Raw genomic sequence first — 24,404 nt, forward strand, 5'->3', positions numbered from 1 at the left:
TTGCAGATAGTATTTTTAATCTAAATGAAGGGGAGGTTTATGGCCCATATAAAGATAATGGATACTTTAAGGTAACTAAAGTTGTAGCGGTTAAACAAATACCAGACTCTGCAAAAGTACGTCATATATTAATTCCTTTTAGAGGCGCTCAAGCTGCTGCACCAGATGTTGTGCAGACTGAAGCACAAGCTAAGGCAACTGCTGATAGTCTTTTAACAATTCTTAAATCTAATAAATCTAAATTTGGTGAGTTTGTAAAAGAATTTTCATCAGATAAAGGAAGTGTTGAAAAAGAAGGACGTTACGATTGGCATCCATATAATACGATGGTACCTGAGTTTAATGATTTTGAATTTGAAGGTAAAGTAGGAGATTTAGGTGTGGTTAAAACTGTTTTTGGATTTCATATTATTGAAGTTGAAGGACAGAAAAACAAAAAGAGAGCTGTTCAAGTAGGAACTATTGCTCGTAAAATTGAACCATCTGAAGCTACAATATCTAAAGTATTTAGAGATGCTTCAAACTTCGAAATAAAAGCTGGAGAAAATGATTTTCAAGACATTGCAACCGAGAATAAGTTTACGGTTAGACCAGTAAATGGTATTAAAGCATTAGATGAAAACATCCCAGGCGTTGGTAATCAAAGACCAATTGTACGTTGGGCTTTTGAAGAAGATATAGAAGTAGGAGATATTAAACGTTTTAATGTGCCTAACGGTTATGTTATTGCGCAATTAGTAGCTAAGCATAAAGAAGGACTTCAGAGTGTTGAAGATGCGTCTGCAACAGCAATACCAGTAATACGTAAAGAAAAAAAGGCTAAAATTATTAGAGATAGAGTTACAGCTACAACTTTAGAAGATTTAGCAGCTGCCGAAAATACCACAGTAAGAACTGCTTCGGCGGTTACCATGAAATCGCCAACACTTTCTGGTGCTGGTAGAGAGCCAATTATTGTTGGGTCTGCATTTGGTTTAAATGAAGGTGAAACATCTAAATTAATAGATGGAGCAAATGGTGTTTACATGGTTCAAGTAACTAAAGTAACTCCGGCGGTAGAGCTAGATAATTACCAAACATTTGCAAATCAAGTAGAAACTCAAAAAGTTAGTGTAGTAACTGCAAAGTTATATAATGCTTTAAAAGAAGCTGCCGATATTGAAGATAACAGAGCTAAAACTCAAGTTCAATAAATAATAAAATATATCTATAAAAAAGCCTCGTTTAACGAGGCTTTTTTTATTAAATAGCAATAGGTGTTACTATTAATTGCTTTTTAAATTCGTTAGGAGTAACACCATATTTCTCTTTAAAAATTTTCGAAAAGTAACTTCTACTTGTAAAACCTATGGTATAAACAATTTGAGATATATTCAAATCGGTATTAGTTATTAAGTCTCTTGCAGACTCTAATCTTACATGTCTAATATATTCTGTTACAGTTCTTGTATATAAAAATTTAAAACCATCTTGAAGTTTCGCTTGAGATAGCCCAGATTCTTTAGATAATTGATCTAAAGAATAATTCTTTGCAGGGTTTTTTAAAATGGCTTCTCCAAGCTTTCTAACTGTAATAAGCTCACTTTTTATAAGCGAAGTTGGCAATGGTACACCTTGCTGAGATTTATAATGTTGTTGAATATGCAATGCTAAAATTTCATAAACTTTAGCTTCGATTTTTAGAATTCTTAGCATCCCTAGCTCTTTTACATTGCTTGTTTTTTTTACAAGGTCTGCCATCTTTAAATTAAGAGTTCCATAATGTACATATCTATTTTCATAATCAGTATCTATAAAAACTTCGTGTAGTTTTTTACTTAGTGTAGATACTTTAGTGGTTCGCTTCTTTAAAAAACGTTTTCGTCTTATTTGAATTGAGTTAATTTCTAGTTTTGTATTCTTAGGGAAATAGATGTAATTAATACCTTTAGCTTTATTAGTAAATATTAAAGAATGAAATTGTTCTATTAACTCTTCTCTATTATCTAAGCCAAACTTATGTTTAAAACTGCCATTGAGCGCATAAACAAATCTAATTGGATTAAATTCATTGGCATGTATTTTAAGACTTATGTCATCATTAAATATTATGTTATAATCTAAAAGGTTTACACCCCAATCAAAAGGTATAAAACGAATACTGCCATTTGCTATGTCGTTATCAACAATTAAAGTACACTCACTCCATTGTTCAACAATAGTTCCTCCTATGTGTTTCTGAATTTCTTCAAGAATTTCTTTAGTATTATCTGCTATAATTTCAATTTCTATCATAAAAAATTACTCATTAAAATTTAAAAGTGGCAGTAAGTCTATATACGTATAGTTAATTTCTCCTAGATGCTCATATACGTTTTCTCCATTCTTTAATTCTCCCCAGTATAATTTATTGTCTAAATCTTTCATGTCGTACTGAGATATTAAGTTTTCAGATATTAATAAATATTCATCTTTCGGAACTTTATTTTTAAGTAATTTATGGGCAATAATAACATCTTCTCCCATAAGTTTTATATGTTTTCCAATTTGCACTGTGTCAATCTCATGTCCATAGTGTAGAATAATTTTCAACCCTAGAGTTTTCGGTATTTTATGGCTATCATCATTATCATTATATGTCTCTTTTAAAATATTTAATTGTTTATAAAATTCTTTATAAAAGTGAATACATTGATTTATCAATATTTTTAAAGAAGGTAATTTACCAGATCTATAAAACAAAACAGCATCACCTTCAATTTCTGAAACTTTTAAACCAATTTCATTAGAATAAATAATTTTATTTAATAAAGAAGGTATGACTTTAGAACTTAAATCAGAATCTGTTTCACTCATAAATTGAGTAAAGCCACTTATGTCTGGAATGCATATTAGCATTGGGTTTTGCTTCATTATTTTACATATTTAAAAAAACAATTTAAAGGTAGTGTTATTAACTATATAAAAATAAATTTTTTTTAAATAGGTTAATTAAAAAACCATTACAGTTAATCTTTGTTTTGATTGAACAAATTTTAAATAATTAAGTGTTATAATTTTGAGTGAATAAAAAATAAAATAGAATTATGAACATATTTGAAGCGATAAGAAAAGACCACGATACACAAAGAGATTTACTTAAAAAATTAGTTAATACCTCTGGAGAGACTAAGGAAAGAAAGCAAACTTTCAAAACACTTAAAAACGAGCTGGAAATACATGCAAATGCAGAAGAGCGTCATTTTTACAAACCTTTAATTAGTAACGATATGATGCAAGAGAAAGCTAGACACGGTATTGCAGAGCATCATGAAATTGATGAATTAATTGAAAAGCTAGAAGAAACAGATTATGATTCTTCAGCTTGGTTAAAGTATGCTAAAGATTTAAAAGAAAAAGTTGAGCATCATTTAGAAGATGAAGAGCACATATTTTTTCAACTAGCAGGAAAAGTGTTCTCTGAAACTAAAAAGAAAAGCCTAGCAGAGGATTATACCAATTATATGAACAAAAATTTATAGTTTTTTGATATGAGTTAATAACAAACTTATTTGAACTAATTGAAAGCTTTGTTATTAGTTAATTTTACATCAGTAAAAAAAAGTAAGCGTGTTACTTATTAACACAGATGTAAACCAGTAGGCATCTTTAAACAAGTTACTGTTAACATAAAACCTATATAATTATGAGTACTTACACAGAAGATGTTGGAGAAAAATTAAACGATTTACTAGAAAAAACATACGATGCTGAAAAAGGATTTAAAAAAGCAGCAGATAATGTAGATAACCTTGCTTTAAAATCTTATTTTAAAAGAAAAGCACAAGAGCGTTATGATTTTGGGCATGAATTAAAAAGCGAAATAAGAGCATTTGGTCAAGATGTTGATAAAGGTGGAAGCATTGCAGGATCTGCACACAGAACTTGGATGGATGTTAAAGCTTTGTTTTCTTCAGAGAATGAAGAATCAATGTTAGAAGAAGCCATTAGAGGAGAAAAATCGGCTATTGATGAGTATTGCGAGGTTATTAATGAAACGAGTTTACCATCAAGCACAAAATCAATTTTAGAATCGCAAAAGAATAAAATTGAAAATGGTTTATCTAGAATTAAAACTTTAGAAGACTTAAGTTAATAATTCTTCTACAGATATAAAAAAAGGATGTTTAAACATCCTTTTTTTATATCTGTAGTATTTATGAAAATTAATTTTAATACAGTTAAAAATTTACTTTATTGAGTTAACAGAAATGTTTTAAGCAGACTAATATTGTATATTGGTTGGTTAGTGAATTAAACCTTGGCATACTTAAAAAGATGCTGAGGTTTTTTTATAGAAAATTATCAAGAAACATTTATTTGAGTTAATAAATGCTTTGTATGAGTTAAGCTAACTCTACAGGAAAATACATATTTGTAGTATAGAATTTGATAGTCGAATTCTCATTAAAGTTTAACCATTAAAACCAAATAATATGTTACGTTGGACAATAGCATTTATAATAATTGCAGTAATAGCAGGAATCTTAGGATTTGGCGGAATAGCTGGAGCATCAGCTGGAATCGCAAAAATTTTATTTTACATTTTTTTAGTGCTTTTTGTATTATCACTACTAAAAGGTGTTGTTAAAAAATAGATAAAATATTCAACCAATTATTAATTTTAAAATACAATTAAAATGAAAAAAGTAGCAAAAATATTTTTAATCTTATTTACAATTTCAGCAGTATTTACAAGTTGCAGAGAAACTACAGGCGATAAAGTAGAAGATGCTGTAGAAGATGTGGCAGACGATGTTGAAGATGCTGTAGATTAATTAGTTTTTTAAAAAATAGAATTTAAATAGAACTCACTTAGGTGGGTTCTATTTTTTTTTATATAGTAATTCTAAAACTTATAATATCATATTCCTAAAAGGAATAATAGTATTAAATTCCTTTTTTTTAAAATAAGCTTCTGGATTATCTTTTGAAGCCACCAAAATAAAATCACCTCCCCAAGCACCAAGACTTTTTATACCACCACTAAAATCGCTAAATAATAAATCCTTTACTGGCTTTTCTTTTATGATTTCCGAAATGATATTTTCATGTTTTTCAATAAGTGATATAAATATGTCAATTGTTTCACAAGACATTATACTTTTAGTAATGTTATTTATTTGTGAGATAGATTCTGATAAATCTGAAGTATTGTTCTTAAATTGTGCAATGCCATCACGACTATTTTGCTTTTTATTTAAATATACAAAGTATAAATGGTGTTTGAATGAAGGATTAAAATTAACTTCTTTAATAAGTCTTTTTTCGTCATGCTTAATTATGTCACCTTGAGCACAGTCGAAAGGTTGTTTAAGCACTTCACTATTAATTAATTTATAGGTAATAGGTTTATTATATTGCGCACAAGCAATATCATAACCGCTTCCACCAAAGGTGTTTTCTAAAAGTTGGTAAGCATCAACATTTGCCCATTGTGCAATGTTGTTTATTAATGTCGACGATGTACCCAATCCCCAATCTCTAGGAAAACCTAATGAAGTTGTTACATTAAAACCGTTTAGATTATTTAAAAAATTTGGATTAAGTTGTTTTGCAACATTAAGTATTTGAATTAATCTATCTGAAACGTCATTACGAGGCGCTTGCAACGTGGTAATCTTATCAGCCAAAAACTCACCCTCAAACCAAACATTTCCTTTTTCATCTAAACTCTTCCAAATGAGTTTAGATTCATTTATGGATTTAATTTCTAATGACTGTCCATATTTTGTTGGAATTGCTAAGGATAGCGCACCGTTAAGTACTAAATATTCTCCAGTTAATAATAATTTTCCGTTGCTATAAAAACGTTCCATTTAATTTTTTAATCTTAACTTTTCAATAGCTTCAACAACCGCACTATGCGTAACCGTATTCGTTTTAAAATGATCCGTTAGTAAAATCTTTTCGTTGTCGCTAGCTTCAAACTGATTTAAAATATTCATCAAATGCATTTTCATGTGTCCTTGCTGAATGCCGGTTGTTGTTAAGGAGCGTAATGCAGCAAAGTTTTGAGCTAAACCGGCAACAGCAACAATTTGCATAAGCTCTTTAGCAGATGGTTTGCGTAATAATTCTAAAGCTAATTTTACTAAAGGATGTAAACCTGTAAGTCCACCAACAGTACCAAGTGCTAAAGGGATTTCCATCCAAAAATAAAATATACCATTTTCAATTTTAGCATGCGTTAAACTACTGTATTTTCCGTTTCTAGAAGCATAGGCATGTATACCCGCTTCAACAGCTCTAAAATCGTTGCCTGTTGCTAAAACTACAGCATCAATACCATTCATAATCCCTTTATTATGAGTAACTGCTCGGTAAGGTTCTATCTCGGCAATATTAACAGCTTGAATAAATTTATTTGCAAAATCTTCAGCAGATAAAGAGTCATCTTCATTTAAATCTTCAATCTTACAGCTTACTTCGGCTCTTACCAAACAATCTGGAACATAGTTTGATAAAATACTCATTACGACTTGAATTTGCTTTTCCTCTTCAGAAAACCCATCAAATAATAAAGCTTCATTTTTAAAGGTTTCTGCAAACTGCTCTAAACAAGAATTTATGAAATTTGCACCCATGGCATCTAAGGTTTCAAAAGATGCATGTAATTGGTAATAGCCTTTTAAGTCTTCGGTTTTATCTTGTAATTTAATATCTAAAATACCACCACCACGAGCTTCCATATTTTTAGTAATGGGTTTAGCTTCTTTAATGAGTTTGGACTTTACATGCTCAAAAAAGCTTTGTAATTTATTGAAATCACCATAATACATAAAATGTACTTGACCAATTTTAGTAGTCGAAATCACCTTAGTTTTAAAACCACCCCTATCTAACCAGAATTTTGCTGCTTTACTTGCGGCAGCAACAACAGAGCTTTCCTCAATAGCCATTGGTATGGTGTAAATAGTATTGTTGATTAAAAAGTTTGGTGCAACTCCAAGAGGCAAATAATAATTGGTTATTGTGTTTTCGATAAACTCGTCATGGAGTTGCTGTAATTTTTCGTTGCTGCTCCAATATTGTTTTAAAACTCGTTTAGCATCTTCTGTATTTGAAAAATATGTATCTACAATCCAATCAATTTTTTTAGATTTTGATAGCTTAGAAAACCCAGAAATTGTTTTACTCATTATTAACTGTTTTACAAAGCAAATATACCATTCTTGGTATGAAAATTGAATACTTGGTTATCACATTCATTCATTTAACTGTTAATAGTGTCGGTTTTTTGCATAATTTTTAGTAAACTTGACATCGTTTTATCAAAAAAATAATTTTAAATGCAATTTCTAAGATTACCTCTATTTTTCTGTCTTTTCATCACTATAACTTTATCGGCTCAAACTAAGCAAATTACACTTGAAGAAATTTGGGATGGCACCTTTAGAACAGAAGGAATGGATGCTTTGCATTCTATGAAAAACGGACAACAATACTCGGTGTTGAATTTTGATAGAAACACGAGGTCGACTACCATTGATATTTATGATTACAAGACTTTAAAAAAAACAAAAACATTAGTGAGTTCTTCAGATATAAAAGAACTAAATTATTTTACTGATTACACTTTTAGTCAAGATGAAAGTAAAGTTATATTGGCAACAAACGAAGAGTCTATATATAGGAGATCGACGTTAGGAAACTATTATGTTTATAATACAACCGATAAATCAATAACTTTAATCACCGAAAATAAAATTCAAGAACCTACATTTTCTCCAGACGGAACTAAAGTAGCGTACGGATTTGAAAACAATTTATATATTAAAGATTTAATCACTGGTGATACAACACAAATTACTTTTGACGGTGAAAAAAATAAAATTATTAATGGTATAACAGATTGGGTTTACGAAGAAGAATTTGCTTTTGTTCGTGCATTTGAGTGGAATGCAGCAAGTAATAAAATTGCATTTATTAGGTTTGATGAAACTGATGTTCCGGAGTTTTCAATGGACATTTATGGTACATCACTTTACCAAACACAGCAAGTATTTAAGTATCCAAAAGCAGGAGAGAAAAATGCTATAGTTTCACTTCACATATATCATTTAGACACTAATAAAACTAACAACGTAGAAGTTGATAAAACGTATAACGACTTTTATATACCTAGAATTAAATGGACGAATAGTCCAGATGTTTTAAGTGCTCAATATATGAATCGTCACCAAAACGAATTGGATTTATGGATGATAAATACCAAAACGAATATATTAAATTTAGCACTTGCCGAAAAGGATAGTGCTTATATTGACATTACGGATAACTTAACATTTTTAAAGGATAATAGTTTTATTTGGACAAGTGAAAAGGATGGTTACAATCATATTTATCATTATTCAAAAGAAGGTGAATTAATCAATCAAATAACTAAAGGGAATTGGGAAGTCACAAACTATTATGGATATGATGAAAAAACAAACAGAATTTTTTACCAATCTGTAGAAAATGGCTCAATAAATCGTGATGTATATTCGATTAAATTAAATGGGCGTAATAAAACTAGACTTACAAAAAGCGAAGGCACTAACGGAGCTTCATTTAGTGCAGATTTTTCATATTTTATTAATACCTTTTCTAGTGCAACTACACCGCCAGAATATACTTTAAATAGTGCTGCGTCTGGTAATCTTATAAAAAGCATTAAAGATAACGATGTGTTATCAAAAAATCTTACCGATTATAAAACCTCAAAAAAAGAGTTTAGCACCATTCATGTGAATGGAAATGATTTGAATATGTGGATGATTAAACCTGCAGATTTTGATGCTTCTAAACAATATCCGTTATTGATGTATCAGTATTCAGGTCCAGGTTCTCAACAGGTTGCTAACCGTTGGAATAGTTCAAATGATTACTGGTATCAGCATTTAGCACAACAGGGTTATATTGTGGCTTGTGTTGATGGGCGAGGAACAGGTTTTAAAGGAGCGAAGTTTAAAAAAGTAACGCAAAATCAATTAGGTAAATACGAGGTTGAAGATCAAATTCAAGCTGCAAAGCAATTAGGAGCATTATCATATATTGATGCGAGTAGAATAGGTATTTGGGGTTGGAGCTATGGCGGTTTTATGAGTAGCAATGCCTTGTTTAAAGGAAACGATGTATTTAAAATGGCAATTGCTGTAGCACCGGTTAGTAGCTGGCGTTTTTATGATTCTATTTATACTGAGCGTTATATGAGCACACCGCAGGAAAATGCAAGTGGTTATGATGATAATTCACCTATAAATCACGTAGATAAGCTTAAAGGTGATTATTTGTTAATTCATGGTTCTGCTGATGATAACGTACATTTACAAAATACCATGCGATTAGTTGAAGCTTTAATTCAAGCTGATAAACAATTCGATTGGGGTGTATATCCGGACGATAACCACGGTATTTACGGCGGAAATACAAGGTTACATCTCTATAAAAAAATGACTAATTTTATAAATGCTAAACTTGGAGATAAACGAGAAAAAGCAAAAGAAAGTGAAGTGAAAAAAGTAGAAATTAGAGGATAAGATAATTACTAACTAACTAACAATAAGTTTATGGCAGATACTGTTAATACCAAAGATCAAGAAGAATTATTTGGGCACCCAAAAGGATTATTTTATTTATTCTTTGCAGAATTATGGGAACGATTTAGTTTCTATGGCATGCGAGCGTTGTTGACGCTTTATATGGTGCAAGAGATTTTTAAAGCTATTGTAGAACGTGATGCAGCAACGGCTGTTGTTTATGCTTCTTATGGCTCATTAGTATATGCGTCGACTGTTATAGGCGGTCAAATTTCTGACAAGATTTTAGGTATGCGCAGTTCTATCTTTTTAGGTGGGGTTTTAATGGCACTAGGTCATTTTGTTTTAGCTATTCAAAACGATATAGCTTTCTTTCTTGCGTTAGCTTTTATTGTTGTAGGTAACGGTTTCTTTAAACCAAATATATCCACTTTTGTAGGAGCTCTATATAAAGATGGTGATGTGCGAAAAGATTCTGGTTTTACTATTTTTTATATGGGTATTAATATAGGTGGATTTGTTGCGCCTCTACTATGTGGTTGGTTAGCTTATGAATATGGGTGGCATTATGGTTTTGGCTTAGCGGGAATTGGGATGTTAACAGGTTTGATTTTCTTTTGGAGCGGAATTAAAAAGAATGTTTTTGGAGATAAAGGAATGCCGCCAAGTCAAGAAGTTTATGAAAAGAAAGTTTTGGGTATTCCCCAAAAAACTTTAATCCCTATTGTTGCATTTTTGTGCGCTCCAATTATTGCATACTTACTTTCTTCTTGGGAGCAAAATTATGTAAGCGGTATTTTTAAGTTTATAGGTTTTGCTGTTTTAGCTTATTTGGCTTATATAATATTTAAATTAGATAATGAAGCTCGTAAAAAATTAATTATGGCAGTATTAATTACTTTCTTTATGACATTATTCTGGGGTTTTCATGAATTATCAGGAAGTGTAATTACATTGTTTGCATCAAGAAACGTGTCTTTAGAGGGAATCATGACTGCAAGTCAAACAAATGCTTTAAACTCCATGTTTATAATCATTTTAGCGATTCCTATTTCTTTATTATGGGGATACTTATCTAAAAAGAATTTGAACCCTAGAACACCTTATAAATTTGGACTTGGTTTAGTATTAGCTGGAGCAAGTTTTTATATATTATCAATTAGCGGAGCAAGCGCAGATGAAAATGGTATGGTTCCTTTTGCGTATTTATTAATAATGTATTTTATAATTTCTGTTGGAGAATTATTTATGTCACCTGTAGGTTTGTCCAAAATCACAGATTTATCACCAAAAAATATTGTAGCTTTTATGATGGGTGTTTGGTTTTTGTCATCGGCTTTTGCATTTCAAATTGTAGGCTTTATCTCAAAACAATTAGCTATTGAAAGCACAGATGTAAATGTTGGGGGTTTAGATACTTTAGAGGTTTATACAAACGGATTTGAGTTAATTGCTATGTACTCTTTAGGCGCCGGTCTAGTTATTCTTTTATTCTCTCCATTAATGAGAAAGCTAATGGGTAATGTACACTAAACATTTATTTTATTTAAACTAATCATATATGAATACTGATATTGAAAATCTTTTTAAAGACAAAGTAATAGGGCATCCTGCTGGGCTTTTTGTTATATTTTTTACCGAAATGTGGGAGCGTTTTTCATTCTACGGAATGAAAATATTATTGGTCTTATTTTTAACAGCTCCTTATTTAAGCGATAATCCAGGTTGGGAATGGTCTAGAGAAAATGCTTTAGCGTTAATTGGAACTTATTCTTCATTATTGTATTTAACGCCAATTGTAGGTGGTTGGCTAGCTGATAAAATTACAGGCTATAAATGGGCAGTAATTATTGGTTGTTTTGTCATGATGCTTGGTCATGCTTTTATGGTTTTTGAGACAACTTGGTCTTTATATTTAGGGTTAGCTTTATTAGTAATTGGTACTGGTTTTTTTAAGCCGAATATGACATCAATGATTTCTGAAATGTATAAAGGCAAAGAGTCTAAAAAAGATGGTGCTTATACTATTTATTATATGGGAGTTAATGCTGGAGCTTTCTTCGGGATGATGCTTTGTGGTTATTTAGCCGAAAATATTGGATGGAGTTATGGCTTTGGATTAGCCGGTATATTTATGTTGGGTGGTCTTATTCAGTTTTGGTTAGCAAAAGATTTATTTGGACAAATTGGAGAAAAACCTTCTAAAATTCATGAAGTTGAATTACCCCAAAATATAAATGAAGATAGTCCTAAAGAACATGATACAACATCAAGCTCAGAAAAGCTGAATCCTTTTACAAGTATTGATAAAATATTGATTTTATTATCTTCTATTGGGGGATTGTTATATCTGTTTAACGATCCTATTTCAAAGATTGGTGATATTAACATGTTGAATTTTAAAATTGGTAATTTAGACGGTTCCAATGTCACCATCTTACTCGCATTAGTTTTATTTTTGTATTTAATAATTACAAGAATTTCTAGATATAACACAATAGTTAGAGATAAGATTATTGCAGTTTCTATTTTCGGAATCTTCACGGTATTTTTCTTTGCAGCTTTTGAACAATCATTGGGGTCAATGACATTATTTGCTAGAGATTATACAGCAAGAGCTTTAAGCGGAAATTCAGCAATGGTATTTAAAATTATTGATTTAATATTAACTGTTGTGCCATTAGCAATTATAACTTGGGTGTTATATTTGTTATTTAAAAAGACTTATTCTAAAATTCCGTATTCAAATATTGTTTTAGGTCTTACTTTCGTATTCTTATGGTTTGTTGTTGGTTATAAAGTTAATAATGAATTTAGTAAAGATACAACCGAAGTCGGTGCTTCATGGTTTGGAATATTAAATTCTTTCTTTATTATCACGTTAGCTCCTTTGTTTTCTAAATGGTGGGAAAGCAAATACAACCCAAGTGTAGGTATGAAATATGGTTTTGGACTTATACTTTTAGGACTTGGTTTTGGTGTTTTAGTATTTGGTACAATGGGAATTCCTCAAGGAGCAAAAACAGCTTCTGTGAGTATGATATTTTTAATATTAGCATATTTACTACATACTATGGGAGAGCTTTGTATTTCCCCGGTAGGGCTTTCATACCTAAGCAAATTGGTTCCTGGACGTATGATTGGTTTTATGTTTGGTATTTGGTATTTAGCTATTGCTATTGGACAAAAAGCTGCAGGAACAATGGGTGGTATGATTGATAAAATTACAGAGCAATACTCATTAAGTACTTTCTTTTTAATATTTACATTGATTCCTATGGGTGTTGGATTAATTTCAATTTTATTAAGTAAAGTTTTGAAAAAATTAATGCACGGTGTTCGTTAATCGAAAAAAGTGTTAAAATAAATTCAAAAAGCTCCTGTTTAGGAGCTTTTTTTGTAAGTTCGGAACAAATTTTGCAACTCAAATTACTATGAAAAAGATAGCATTTATATTACTATTAGCCATTTTAACATCTGTTAATGGTATCGCACAAGAAATAAATTGGGTAACTTTTCAAGAGGCATTAGAGCTTCAGAAGAAAACCCCTAAAAAAATTATGATGGACGTTTATACCAATTGGTGTGGGCCATGTAAAATGTTAGACAGAAATACTTTTCAAAAGAAGGAGGTTGCTGATTATGTAAATGAGCATTATTACGCAGTTAAATTTAATGGAGAAGGAAATGAAAGTGTGAATTATAAAGAAAAAACATTTTCTAATCCTAACTATAATCCTGCAAATGCAAATAGGCGTAATTCAGCTCATGATTTAGCAAGGTATTTGCAAATTAGCGCTTACCCTACTATTGTATTTTTTGATGATAAAGGAGAAGTTATTGCGCCTATTAGAGGCTATCAAAAACCGTCTCAACTAGAGTTGTATTTAAAAATGTTTAAAAACGATGATCATAAAAATATTAAAACTCAAGATGAGTTTAATGCCTATTATAAAGCTTTTGTGTCTAATTTTAAAGATTAATAAATGTTAGGTTGAGCCTTTTTCGACTATGCTCAAAACAAACTTAAATTGAAACCTAATAGTTAATAATAAAAGCTCCCTTTTTACTAGTTTGGTGAAAAGGGAGTTTTCGTTTTTTACAAATAGCCTCCCATCTTTCAATATAAGATTTGTAATTACTGCCATCGGCAATCACATATTTTGGTTTTATAGAGTCTATTAATCGATTCAAATTAATTTTTGGAGATTGTCTCAATAATACATAATCAGGCTCAAAAGATTTAATGTTATAAACCCCTAAACTATCAACAACTAAAAGTTTCTTGTTATTTAAAATATAGACAGATTTTAACGTGTTTTCCTTAATAATTTTTATATGATTTCCAATGGTGAAATCTTTAATTATTTTATTTGTAGATTGTGTTATACTATCAAAATCATGTGCTACCAATAGGTTATTGGTGGTGTTATTTCCCACTAAAGTATATCTGCTTTTATGGAATACTATAAATTGATTTGAAGGGGTTTTATAAGATGAATAAATAAAAGAAAATTGTAATATCAATACAGAAATTAGCAGGAGTTTTAAATTGACAAAACTTCTTTTCTTTAAAAACTTTATAAGTGTAATAATAAGTAAATAGGAAACAAATACATATAATAAACTAAAAGCAATATCCTTTAAAAGAAAGGTTTCCTGTTTAGAAACCCAAGCTACAAAACAATTCATGCCACTAATAATGTAACCGTAAATGTCTGCAAAAAAGTTTGGAAGCAAGTTTGTTACAGCCAATAAAATAACGAGAATCCCGAATCCTAAAATGAGACCTAAAAATGGAATAATTACTAAATTCGAGATAAAAAATAATCCAGGAAACTGATGAAAATAAAATAAGCTAATAGGTATAATTCCAAATTGCGCAGAAACTGTTATAGTTAACGTATGCCAATATTTATCTAGTAGCCGGTTTTTTGGTCGCCATAAATTATAAAGCATGGGGTCTATAGCTACAATCGCAAAAACAGCCAAATAACTTAATTGAAAACCAACATCGAATAAAAACAAAGGTTTAAAAAGTAAAATGACAAACATGGAGATTGCCAAAGTGTTGTAGATATTGGTTGGTCGTTTTAAATTCATGGCAATAGCAACTATGCTAAACATGGTTACGGCTCTAGTAACTGATGCCGATAAACCAGCAATTAAAGCAAAACACCATAGACAAGTAACTAACAAAATGGTTTTTATAAGTTTACCATGTTTTAAGCGTTCAATGGGTTTAAAAACAAGCGTTAAAATGATTAAAATAATACCAACATGCAGCCCCGAAACCGCTAAAATATGTATGGCACCAGCATTGGTGTAACTGGTGTAAACTTCTTCGCTTATGTCTTGCCGTTGCCCAAGTAGTAAGGCATTAATTATAGCGAGTTCGTTAGGTTTAAAATTGTAAGGTTTTAGCTTTAAATTGATGTGTTCTCGAATATTATCAGCAAGTCCAAAAAGGGTGTGAGTATCATCATTTACTTTTAAGAGCGATTCATTTTTAGTAAATATTTGATGATAGATGTATTTTTTTTCAAGGTATTTTTTATAATCAAATTGATGCGGATTTAAAGGATGAATAAGATTCTGAAATCCCATGTTTCCAATAACAATCTCATCTACTTTTAAAGCCGATAGCGAGGAATCTTTTTGAATGTTTAATAACGATTTTCCTGAAACCGTTTCGTCATTAATCTTTAAAACATCAATAATATATTTGTCGTAATAATTTCCAGGTTTTAAAACTTCTCTAATTCTAAATGTTATAGTTTCTGCTGTATCTTTTTCAAGTGAAACAAGTTTAGAATAATGATTTGAAAAGTTTTTTTGATTATGAAATGAAGTTGTTAAAACACCAATAAAAATCATTAAAATATAGGCTAAAACCCCAAACCAAATGGTTTTAATAAATTGTTTTCTTGCTATTAAAAGGAAGATGAATAAAATGACTAATAGTGCAACAGTTATATATAAGTTTAAATGAATTGGGATAGGGTGTAAGTACGAAAGTATAATTCCTATAATTAAGAAACATGTTAATTTAATGATTGTGAAATTAAATAGCTTCATTATTGAAAGTTACTAAAAAACTATAAAACCAAATGATTTTTTAGCGTTACTACTGTTTGTTAATTAGTTAAAAACAGTCTAGGTTCTAAAAACGTAGCGGTCTAAAATCTTTTTTCTAAAGAACACGTCTTGCTTGAACAAAAGCAAAATACCAATAACGTTCAGATAACTCTGAGGTTATAACACCATTACTAGTTGTTGCATGTATAAACTCTACTCGACCTACTCGCGAGGATGTTACAATGCCAACATGATTTACTTTCCGACTATTTTTTTTGGTTGCAAAAAAGAGCAAATCACCTTTTTTAACTTCTTTTAAGTCTATCCAATCGCCACTAATAGCTAAGTCTTTTGTAGTTCTAGGAAGTTGAATAGCTTCACTTTTAAAAGACGTGTAAATTAACCCTGAACAATCCATACCTTTTTTTGTAGTGCCACCATATTTATAGCGAACACCTTCAAATTTTTTGGCGTAATCAATAATATTATCAGCTTTAAAAAGTGGTTTTGCTTCTGATTTTTTAACAATTACTGTATGTTTTTTATTTACTGATTTTGAAGATTTACAGCTGCTAAAACTGATAATTAATATAAGTATAAAAAGAAGCTTCTTCATAATTAAACTAAGCTTGTAAAGATTTGTAAATCAGTTTAGCTGTTTTTTCACTAGCGCCTTTGCCACCCAATTTTTTTTCTAAATCGTAATAATCTAAAAATAATTGCTTTCGTTTTTCAGAACTGAGTATTAATTCTAACTCGTCCTTTAATCTTTTTTTATTGAAATCATTTTGAATAAGCTCCGTAACAACTTCTCTATCCATGATTAAATTAACTAAAGAAATGTATTTTAAAGTAATAATCCGTTTAGCTATTTGATACGAAATATTACTGCCTTTATAGCAAACTACTTGTGGTACTTTAAATAGTGCGGTTTCAAGGGTAGCGGTTCCAGAAGTCACTAAGGCCGCAAAGGAAACACTTAATAAATCGTATGTTTTGTTATCGATAAAACTAATAGTCGAGTTTTTAATAAAGGATTTATAAAACTCAAAATCTTGACTTGGCGCACCTGCAATAACAAATTGGTAGTCCGGAAAATCATCAACTAAGCTCAACATAATAGAAAGCATTTTGGTAATTTCTTGTTTTCTGCTACCAGGTAAAAGTGCAATAATAGGTTTGTCGTTTAGTTTGTACGTCGCTCTAAATTCAAACTCATTAATCTGCGTTCTATCAGCAATAGCATCAATTAAAGGATGCCCAACAAAAGTAACATCGTAATCAAATTTATCTTTATAAAAATCTTTTTCAAAAGGAAGGATAACATACATCGCATCAACATCTCTTTTAATGGCATGCACTCTATTAGCTCTGGATGCCCAAACTTGTGGCGAAACGTAGTAATTGGTTTTAAAACCTTTTTGTTTTGCCCATTTTGCAATGCGTAAATTAAAACCGGAATTATCTATAAAAATTATAACGTCTGGATTAAAAGCCTCAATATCTTTTTTACAAAACGAAATGTCTTTAAATATTTTGTTGAGGTTCATAATAACTTCAACAAAACCCATAAAGGCGCGCTCTTTGTAATGCTTTACTAAAGTACCACCAACGTTTTGCATAAGGTCGCCACCCCAAAACCTAAAATTAGCATTGGCATCTTCTTTTTGCAATGCTTTCATTAAGTTAGAGGCGTGTAAATCACCCGATGCTTCACCAGCAATTATGTAATACTTCATTTTCTTGTTGTCAGGTCGAGCGCAGTCGAGACCTATCAATTAATGCACGAAACCTCTCGAAAACTGCGTTCGTATCTTTAATCAAAATATATTTTGATTTCGATAATGCTCGAGGGGATAAAATAATATTAAAACAGTTTAAAAACAAAAGTAAAAACAGCAATAAAAACAGTTATTAATAAAACACCACGTGCTCTATAATCTTGTTTTTTTCTTATAAAGATAAAAAAAGCAGCCAAGTTTAAAATAGCACCTAAACTTATTAATTTACCCAAAAAACCTTCAGAAGCTGCATTCTTTATTACGGTAGTAAAATCGTCTCCACCTCCTAAAAATGTCGCCGCTAAAATAAGGCCGATAGCGTTTGCAATCAATCCTACAAACATGCCTATAAATATATCTTTTCTAATCATTTAAATTCCAATTTTTTAATGTTTTTATATGTTTGTGCGCCGTTAAATCGAATTGTGTTGGAACAACAGAAACATAATTGTTTTCTAGCGCCCATTCGTCGGTGTCTTCTCCACCATCTAAATTTACAAATTTTCCAGAAAGCCAGTAATAATCTCTTCCTTGAGGATTTTGTCGTTTATCAAAAGCTTCAACCCAATTCGCTTTAGCTTGTCGGCAAATCTTTATACCTTTTATGTTTTCTTTTGAAATATTTGGGATGTTAACATTTAAAACCACATCATTTGGTATGCCGTGTTTTAAAGCGTTTTCGGTAATGGTTTTTACAAACGGTTTGCAAGCTTCAAAATTAGCTTTCCAATTGTAATCTAATAGCGAAAACCCAATGGCTGGAATACCTTCAATACCTGCCTCAATTGCAGCACTCATAGTGCCTGAGTAAATCACATTTATTGATGAGTTTGAACCATGATTAATACCAGAAACACATAAGTCGGGTGTTCTGTCTAATATTTCTCTAATACCTAATTTTATACAATCAGCAGGAGTTCCAGAGCAGCTATATTCTAATTGTGGTTCGTTTTTGATGCCAATTTGTCTTACATATAAAGTCGAGTTTATTGTAATGGCGTGTCCCATACCGCTTTGCGGACTATCTGGAGCAACCACCACAACATCTCCAATAGTGTTCATAACCTCTATTAGAGTTCTAATACCTGGCGCATTAATACCATCGTCGTTAGTAACTAAAATTAATGGTTTTTTTGTCATATTATGTTTATAAAAACATCGCTAAAATACATAATTTAGATAGTAAACACTTAATTTCTTCGCTTTAACAAAAAATTAGTAGCATTTGCCTTTATTGGCATGGTTTTTTCTTTATTTTAGTAGAAAATAATTATCAAATTTGTTTGATGATGACTATTTTAAATAGTTAAGAAAAAGATAAATACATGAAAAATATTATGAAGAGGAATTATAAAGTATTGTTATTAACAGTTTTGCTAGCTTTTGCATCGTGTAGTTTTACTGCTAAAACATTTGACGATTCAGATAAAGATAAAATGTTAATTCATATTATTAAAAGTGTTTTAGAACAACTTCATTTTGATCCTATAGCAATGGATGATGCGTTTTCAGCAGAATTATTCTCAGATTATATAGAAACTATCGATCCTTTAAAACGCTATTTCTACGAATCAGATTATAAAGACTTCGAAAAGTATAAATTAACTATTGACGATCAGATACAAATCTCAGACATTACGTTTTTTAATGTGACGCACGAACGCATGATAAAGCGCATTCAAGAAGCTAAATCATTATATAAAGAAGTATTATCAAAACCTTTTGATTACACTAAAGATGAAGTCTTTGATACCAATTCTGATAACATCGCTTACGCTAAAAATAGAAAAGAATTAAAAGAGCGTTGGAGACAACAGCTTAAGTTTTCAACACTTACTAATTATGATGATATTTATACACAGGAAAAACAAGCTAAAGAAAAAGACCCGTCTTATGTAATGAAGACCGAAAAAGAAATTGAAAAAGAAGCTCGTGAAGCCATGTTAAAATCGCTAGACATATACTTTAATGATAACATAGATGATTTAAAACGAGAAGACTATTTTGCTGTTTATGTTAATGCTATTGTAGAAGAGTTTGATCCACACACATATTACTTGGCACCTCGCAGTAAAGAAGTTTTCGACCAACGTATGTCTGGGAAATTAGAAGGCATTGGAGCAGGACTTCAAAAACGTATGGATTATATTAAAATTACTTATTTAGTTTCTGGTGGTCCAGCGTGGCGAGGTAAAGAACTAGAGATAGATGATGTTATTTTAAAGGTAAAACAAGAAAATGAAGAAGTGCCAATTAGTATTGTTGGTATGCGTATAGATGATGCTATTAAATTAATAAAAGGCCCAAAAGGAACTAAAGTAACTTTAACTATTAAAAAAATAGATGGCACGATTAAAGATGTTACCATTACAAGAGATATTGTAGAGTTAGGTGAAACTTATGCAAAAGCATCAATGGTAGAAAAGAATAATAAGAAGTTTGGCGTTATTAATTTGCCTTCATTTTATTTAGATTTTAATGATTATAAGAAACTAAATGCAGCAGCAGATGTTAAGAAAGAGATTGAGCGTTTAAAGGCTGAAGGCATGGAAGGATTAGTGCTTGATTTACGTAATAATGGTGGTGGCTCGTTGCCAGCAGTAGTAGATATGGCTGGTTTATTTATAAAAGATGGACCAATTGTTCAAGTACGCTCAACAGGTAAGCCAAAAGAAGTTTTAAAAGATAAAGATAAGTCGATTGCTTGGGACGGGCCATTAGTTATTCTTGTTAACGAAATATCTGCATCTGCATCAGAAATTATGGCTGCAGCTATGCAAGATTATAAACGTGCTATTATTATTGGAAGTAAGCAGACTTATGGCAAGGGGACAGTTCAGAATGTGATGAATTTAAATAATATAGTTAGAAACAATACGGCTGGAGACCTAGGGGCATTGGCATTAACTACACAAAAATACTATAGAATCAATGGTGGCTCGGTACAATTAGAAGGCGTGAAGAGTGATGTTAAAGTACCTGGGCGATTTAGTTATATAGATGTGGGCGAAAAAGATAAAGACAACCCATTGCCATGGGATGAAATTGATGCTGCTGATTATGCGGTTTGGGATAGTTATTTTGATTACGATAAAACCATTAATAAAAGCAAAGAAAGAATGAGTAATAATGAGCAATTAAAGCTTATTGATGAAAATGCTAAATGGGTAAAAAGTAAAATAGATGAAACCTTAGTGCCACTAAATTATGAAAAGTATAAAGCAGTAAATGATATGAATGAGTTAGAGTCCAAACGTTTTGATGCTATTTCAAACTATAAAACAAACTTAACGTTTACATCTCACACTTATGAAAAAAAACTTTTTGAAAGTGACACGACCGATTTAAAAGAAAAAAGAGAAAGTTGGCACCAAAGCTTAAGTAAAGATGTATATATTGAAGAAGCTTTAAATGTGCTTGAAGATTTAAAAATGTCTTACGCTATTAAAAAAGTAGCAACTATAAAAGATTAAGCTATATAATGTAGTGTTAAAACAGTTAACGCTCTAAAAGTTGTTTTTAAGCTTTTGGAGCGTTTTTTGATTTGTAAGTAGTCTAGGCAAAAAGAAAATTAGCTTGAAGATAAATCCATATTGGCATTTAAACCATCAATATAATCTAATACATTATCTTTCCCAATATCTTTAGATGATGAGGTTATAAAGTAATTTGGTATGTCTTCCCAGGTTTCTAAAAGCACATTTTTATAAGCTTCAACATAATTTTCAATGGCTTTAGGTTTAAGCTTATCAGCTTTAGTAAAAATGATTGAAAATGGTATGCCGTTTTCGCCTAACCACTGCATGAATTCTAAATCAATAGGTTGTGGTTTGTGTCTAATATCTACAAGGACAAAAGCAGTAACTAATTGCTCGCGTAAAGCAAAATATTGCGTTATAAATTTCTGAAAAACCTTTTTCGCACTTTTAGAAACACGTGCATAACCATAGCCAGGTAAATCTACTAAATGCCAGTTTTTATTAATTAAAAAATGATTAATAAGCTGTGTTTTTCCTGGTCTCCCAGAGGTTTTTGCTAAGCTTTTTCGGCTGGTTAGCATATTAATTAGCGACGATTTTCCAACATTGCTCCTGCCAATAAAGGCATATTCTGGTAGCATGCTCTTTGGGCATTTTGTAACATCAGAATTGCTCATTACAAATTCTGCAGATTTGATATGCATAATTATTTTTGTTGTTCCTAAGAAGTTAGGAATCTTATTAATTGAACTTGGTTTTTGTAATAAAATTAAAATTTATAGCCCTCTTTTCTTTAACCAAGCATCAAGAATTTGGTTAAACTCATTAGGGTGCTCCATCATAGCTGCGTGTCCACATTTATCAATCCAAAACAACTCTGAATCTGGTAAAAGTTCATTAAATTCTTCGGCAACTTCAGGAGGTGTAACATTGTCGTTTTTCCCCCAAATAATACACGTTGGTGTTTGCATTTTTGGTAAATCCTTAGCCATATTATGCCTAATCGCACTTTTTGCTATGGCTAGTGTTTTTATAAGCTTATTACGATCGTTTACTGTTTCGTAAACCTCGTCAACGATTTCTTTAGTAGCAACTGCAGGGTCGTAAAACACATCCTGAGCTTTCTTTTTTATCACTTCGTAATCGCTTCGTTTTGTATATCCGCCTCCCATAGCACTTTCGTAAAGCCCAGAGCTACCTGTAATTATTAAAGCCTTTACTTTTTCCGGGAATAATTTTGTGTGGTATAAGCCTATATGCCCACCAAGAGAATTGCCTAATAAAATTACATCATCAAAACCTTTAAACTCAATAAAATCATGCAAATATTTAGCAAAACTTTTTACGTTGGTTTTAAGTAAAGACATGTTATAGATTGGTAATTCTGGAATAATAACTTTATATCCTTTTTCGCTAAAAAACTTTGTTACAGAATCAAAATTGCTTAAACCACCCATTAAACCATGTAAAACAATAATGGGTTTACCTTCTCCTATTTCAATATAGCTATAATTCTTCTCTTTTTTTAAACGATGCGTCATTAACTAATCAGTCTTTTTTCGTTAAAAACAAATATAGTTATTTCATTCATATTTCAATCATTTTAATTAAAGCTCATGAGGAATTGTTTTTAAATTAAGATGTTAATAAAGTGTTTGTGTTAATAGATTTTATGTAATTGACTGATAGTAAGTAATTAAAAAGGTTTTTATTATTTAATATCTATTTAAAAGTGCATTTAATCGAAAAATTATTAACAAAGTGTAGTAAAGTGGTAAAATGTGGAGTATTTTTTGATATATTTGAAACTTAAACCCGATAACGAATAGAAATCGCTTTGAACTCATTAATAGGAACATACGATTGTAAAATAGACGCTAAAGGCAGGCTTATGATGCCTTCTGGTATGAAAAAGCAATTGGCTACTATTTTAAATGATGGGTTTGTATTGAGGCGCTCGGTTTTTCAACCATGCTTAGAGTTGTACCCCATGAGCGAATGGCAAGCAGTAATGCAAAAGGTAAATAAGCTAAATAGGTTTAAGAAAAAGAATAACGATTTTATTCGTCGATTTAATGCAGGAGCAAGAATGGTTGATATTGATGGGAGTGGGCGATTACTAATTCCGAAAGATCTTATTGGTTTTGCTGGTATTTCTAAAAACATAGTCATTTCTCCAGCGGTAAACATTATTGAAATATGGGATAAAGATAAGTACGAACAGGTTATTGATGATGCTGCAATGGATTTTGCTGATTTAGCTGAAGAAGTTATGGGACAAGATGAAGACGAGCATGGAATATCATAATCCAGTTTTGCTTAAAGAAACCGTTGATGGTTTGAATATCAAGGAAGATGGTGTTTATGTAGATGTAACCTTTGGAGGTGGTGGGCATAGTAAAGAAATACTAAAACGTCTTGGTGAAAATGGAAAGTTGTTTGGTTTTGATCAAGATTTAGATGCTCTTGAAAATACAATTGATGATGACAGATTTACGTTGATTCATGAGAATTTTAGATATGTAAAGCGATTTTTGAGATTTCATGGTGTTAAGCAAGTTGATGGTGTTTTAGCAGATTTTGGAGTGTCATCGCATCAATTTGATGTTGCCGAGCGTGGTTTTTCAACACGCTTTGATGCGGATTTAGATATGAGAATGAATCAAAAAAATGACTTATCAGCATTTCATGTGGTTAATGAATATGAAGAAGAACAATTAAAACAAGTGTTTTTGCAGTATGGTGAATTAAGGGCTGCTCCAGCAATGGCAAGATTAATTGTTGAACACAGAGAAACCGAAAAAATTAAAACAAGCGAACAGTTAAAAAAAGTATTAAAAAAGTTTTTGCCACCAAGACATGAAAATAAAGTGTTGGCTCAAATTTATCAAGCCATTAGAATTGAGGTAAATCAAGAAATTGAAGCATTAAAGGAGTTTCTGCAGCAAACACCAGAAATATTAAAAGCAGGAGGTCGTTTAAGTTTTATATCCTATCACTCTTTAGAAGATAGATTAGTAAAGCGTTTTATAAGAAACGGACTTTTTGAAGGTGAGCCAGAACGCGATATGTTTGGGAATTTTGAAGTGCCGTTAAAAAAAGTGAATGGTTTAATTGTTCCGTCAAAAGAAGAGATAAAAATAAATAATAGAGCAAGAAGCGCAAAACTTCGCATTGCTGAAAAAATATAATAACAGATTGAAAAAAAGCATCTACAGTATATTAAAAGGAACATTTTTAGTGAGCGACGATTCATTTAAAAATTGGCGCATGATTCTTTTTATCTCTGGATTAGCTATAGTAATGATTGCGAGTTCGCATAGTGCTGATAAGAAAGTATATGAAATTGCGCGATTAAAAAATGAAGTAAACGAAATGCGGTCTGCATTTATAGACGGTAGATCTAAATTAATGCGTCTTAAAATGGAATCGGCAGTAGTTATTAAAATGAAAGAAAAAGGATTATCGCCATCGATAATTCCGCCAAAAAAAATAAAAATAAAATCTCAAAAATAAAAAGTAAA

The 24,404-nt window shown here is 30.9% G+C and carries 24 protein-coding genes; 13 read left to right on the forward strand and 11 right to left on the reverse strand.

All coding sequences use genetic code 11. From position 1 onward, the window contains the following. Positions 1–1,193: peptidylprolyl isomerase (locus AADI82_RS01000; protein WP_341214605.1), on the forward strand; the 1,193-nt coding region annotated here is incomplete at its 5' end. Positions 1,194–1,242: 49 nt separating this feature from the next. Here the strand turns inward: AADI82_RS01000 and AADI82_RS01005 are convergent. Together AADI82_RS01005 and AADI82_RS01010 are read right to left on the reverse strand one after the other, a co-directional pair. Continuing rightward, on the reverse strand, positions 1,243–2,274 hold the full coding sequence (locus AADI82_RS01005) for an AraC family transcriptional regulator (protein ID WP_341214606.1): 1,032 nt from the start codon (positions 2,272–2,274) through the stop codon (positions 1,243–1,245). Between the two features lie 6 nt (positions 2,275–2,280). After that, positions 2,281–2,892 (reverse strand): DUF2652 domain-containing protein, encoded by a 612-nt coding sequence (locus AADI82_RS01010; RefSeq protein ID WP_034041466.1) that lies wholly within the window; start codon positions 2,890–2,892, stop codon positions 2,281–2,283. Between the two features lie 173 nt (positions 2,893–3,065). On the opposite strand from AADI82_RS01010, the gene AADI82_RS01015 reads away from it, so the two are divergent. The 4 genes from AADI82_RS01015 (at position 3,066) to AADI82_RS01030 (ending at position 4,796) form a co-directional block, all read left to right on the forward strand. Then, positions 3,066–3,500: a hemerythrin domain-containing protein gene (locus AADI82_RS01015; RefSeq protein ID WP_341214607.1), complete on the forward strand. Its 435-nt coding sequence runs from the start codon at positions 3,066–3,068 to the stop codon at positions 3,498–3,500. A gap of 164 nt (positions 3,501–3,664) precedes the next feature. Then, entirely contained in the window at positions 3,665–4,114 is a 450-nt protein-coding gene (locus AADI82_RS01020; protein WP_034041460.1) for a PA2169 family four-helix-bundle protein, read from the forward strand. Positions 4,115–4,454: 340 nt separating this feature from the next. After that, positions 4,455–4,616, forward strand: coding sequence for a DUF1328 family protein (locus AADI82_RS01025; protein WP_034041457.1), 162 nt, complete (start codon positions 4,455–4,457; stop codon positions 4,614–4,616). A 42-nt stretch (positions 4,617–4,658) separates the two neighbouring features. Next, entirely contained in the window at positions 4,659–4,796 is a 138-nt protein-coding gene (locus AADI82_RS01030) for a hypothetical protein (protein ID WP_341214608.1), read from the forward strand. Between the two features lie 78 nt (positions 4,797–4,874). On the opposite strand, the gene AADI82_RS01035 is transcribed toward AADI82_RS01030, so the two are convergent. Further along, on the reverse strand, positions 4,875–5,837 hold the full coding sequence (locus AADI82_RS01035) for a GYDIA family GHMP kinase (RefSeq protein ID WP_341214609.1): 963 nt from the start codon (positions 5,835–5,837) through the stop codon (positions 4,875–4,877). Beyond that, complete coding sequence (locus AADI82_RS01040; RefSeq protein ID WP_341214610.1) at positions 5,838–7,160, reverse strand: hydroxymethylglutaryl-CoA reductase, degradative; 1,323 nt, start codon at positions 7,158–7,160, stop codon at positions 5,838–5,840. Between the two features lie 150 nt (positions 7,161–7,310). Here AADI82_RS01040 and AADI82_RS01045 point away from each other — a divergent pair, with 150 nt between their 5' ends. The 4 genes from AADI82_RS01045 (at position 7,311) to AADI82_RS01060 (ending at position 13,525) form a co-directional block, all read left to right on the forward strand. Then, positions 7,311–9,542 (forward strand): S9 family peptidase, encoded by a 2,232-nt coding sequence (locus AADI82_RS01045; RefSeq protein WP_341214611.1) that lies wholly within the window; start codon positions 7,311–7,313, stop codon positions 9,540–9,542. Positions 9,543–9,572: 30 nt separating this feature from the next. Next, positions 9,573–11,075 carry an oligopeptide:H+ symporter gene (locus AADI82_RS01050; RefSeq protein ID WP_341214612.1) on the forward strand — a complete coding sequence of 501 codons (1,503 nt, stop codon included), beginning with the start codon at positions 9,573–9,575 and terminating at the stop codon, positions 11,073–11,075. 28 nt (positions 11,076–11,103) lie between these two features. Continuing rightward, positions 11,104–12,888 carry a peptide MFS transporter gene (locus tag AADI82_RS01055; RefSeq protein WP_341214613.1) on the forward strand — a complete coding sequence of 595 codons (1,785 nt, stop codon included), beginning with the start codon at positions 11,104–11,106 and terminating at the stop codon, positions 12,886–12,888. A gap of 88 nt (positions 12,889–12,976) precedes the next feature. Next, on the forward strand, positions 12,977–13,525 hold the full coding sequence (locus AADI82_RS01060) for a thioredoxin fold domain-containing protein (protein ID WP_341214614.1): 549 nt from the start codon (positions 12,977–12,979) through the stop codon (positions 13,523–13,525). Between the two features lie 55 nt (positions 13,526–13,580). Here AADI82_RS01060 and AADI82_RS01065 read toward each other — a convergent pair whose 3' ends face one another. The 5 genes from AADI82_RS01065 to surE all read right to left on the reverse strand — a co-directional run bounded on the left by AADI82_RS01065 (position 13,581) and on the right by surE (position 18,541). Then, positions 13,581–15,620 (reverse strand): ComEC/Rec2 family competence protein, encoded by a 2,040-nt coding sequence (locus tag AADI82_RS01065; protein WP_341214615.1) that lies wholly within the window; start codon positions 15,618–15,620, stop codon positions 13,581–13,583. Between the two features lie 115 nt (positions 15,621–15,735). Beyond that, positions 15,736–16,236 (reverse strand): C40 family peptidase, encoded by a 501-nt coding sequence (locus AADI82_RS01070; protein WP_341214616.1) that lies wholly within the window; start codon positions 16,234–16,236, stop codon positions 15,736–15,738. A gap of 7 nt (positions 16,237–16,243) precedes the next feature. Beyond that, positions 16,244–17,359: a lipid-A-disaccharide synthase gene (gene lpxB, locus AADI82_RS01075; RefSeq protein WP_341214617.1), complete on the reverse strand. Its 1,116-nt coding sequence runs from the start codon at positions 17,357–17,359 to the stop codon at positions 16,244–16,246. 128 nt (positions 17,360–17,487) lie between these two features. Then, the gene (locus AADI82_RS01080; protein ID WP_341214618.1) at positions 17,488–17,772 is read right to left on the reverse strand and encodes a hypothetical protein; all 285 of its coding nucleotides are present in this window, start codon (positions 17,770–17,772) and stop codon (positions 17,488–17,490) included. Beyond that, on the reverse strand, positions 17,765–18,541 hold the full coding sequence (gene surE / locus AADI82_RS01085) for a 5'/3'-nucleotidase SurE (RefSeq protein ID WP_341214619.1): 777 nt from the start codon (positions 18,539–18,541) through the stop codon (positions 17,765–17,767). The genes AADI82_RS01080 and surE overlap by 8 nt, the downstream gene beginning before the upstream one ends. Positions 18,542–18,738: 197 nt before the next feature. Here surE and AADI82_RS01090 point away from each other — a divergent pair, with 197 nt between their 5' ends. Continuing rightward, positions 18,739–20,874 carry a carboxy terminal-processing peptidase gene (locus AADI82_RS01090; protein ID WP_341214642.1) on the forward strand — a complete coding sequence of 712 codons (2,136 nt, stop codon included), beginning with the start codon at positions 18,739–18,741 and terminating at the stop codon, positions 20,872–20,874. 98 nt (positions 20,875–20,972) lie between these two features. Here the strand turns inward: AADI82_RS01090 and yihA are convergent, their stop codons facing one another. Both yihA and AADI82_RS01100 read right to left on the reverse strand, forming a co-directional pair. Then, the gene (gene yihA / locus AADI82_RS01095; protein WP_341214620.1) at positions 20,973–21,584 is read right to left on the reverse strand and encodes a ribosome biogenesis GTP-binding protein YihA/YsxC; all 612 of its coding nucleotides are present in this window, start codon (positions 21,582–21,584) and stop codon (positions 20,973–20,975) included. 72 nt (positions 21,585–21,656) lie between these two features. Next, positions 21,657–22,421 carry an alpha/beta hydrolase gene (locus AADI82_RS01100; protein WP_341214621.1) on the reverse strand — a complete coding sequence of 255 codons (765 nt, stop codon included), beginning with the start codon at positions 22,419–22,421 and terminating at the stop codon, positions 21,657–21,659. Between the two features lie 296 nt (positions 22,422–22,717). Between AADI82_RS01100 and mraZ the strand changes: the two genes are divergently transcribed. The 3 genes from mraZ to AADI82_RS01115 are packed head-to-tail and all read left to right on the forward strand — an operon-like array spanning position 22,718 to position 24,396. Next, positions 22,718–23,188, forward strand: coding sequence for a division/cell wall cluster transcriptional repressor MraZ (gene mraZ / locus AADI82_RS01105; RefSeq protein ID WP_341214622.1), 471 nt, complete (start codon positions 22,718–22,720; stop codon positions 23,186–23,188). Further along, positions 23,163–24,071, forward strand: coding sequence for a 16S rRNA (cytosine(1402)-N(4))-methyltransferase RsmH (gene rsmH / locus AADI82_RS01110; RefSeq protein WP_341214623.1), 909 nt, complete (start codon positions 23,163–23,165; stop codon positions 24,069–24,071). Before mraZ ends, rsmH begins: the two co-directional genes overlap by 26 nt. A gap of 7 nt (positions 24,072–24,078) precedes the next feature. Then, on the forward strand, positions 24,079–24,396 hold the full coding sequence (locus AADI82_RS01115) for an FtsL-like putative cell division protein (RefSeq protein ID WP_341214624.1): 318 nt from the start codon (positions 24,079–24,081) through the stop codon (positions 24,394–24,396). Positions 24,397–24,404 lie beyond the last annotated feature (8 nt).

The sequence above is a fragment of the uncultured Wocania sp. genome (assembly GCF_964021735.1).
Lineage (GTDB): Bacteria > Bacteroidota > Bacteroidia > Flavobacteriales > Flavobacteriaceae > Wocania_A.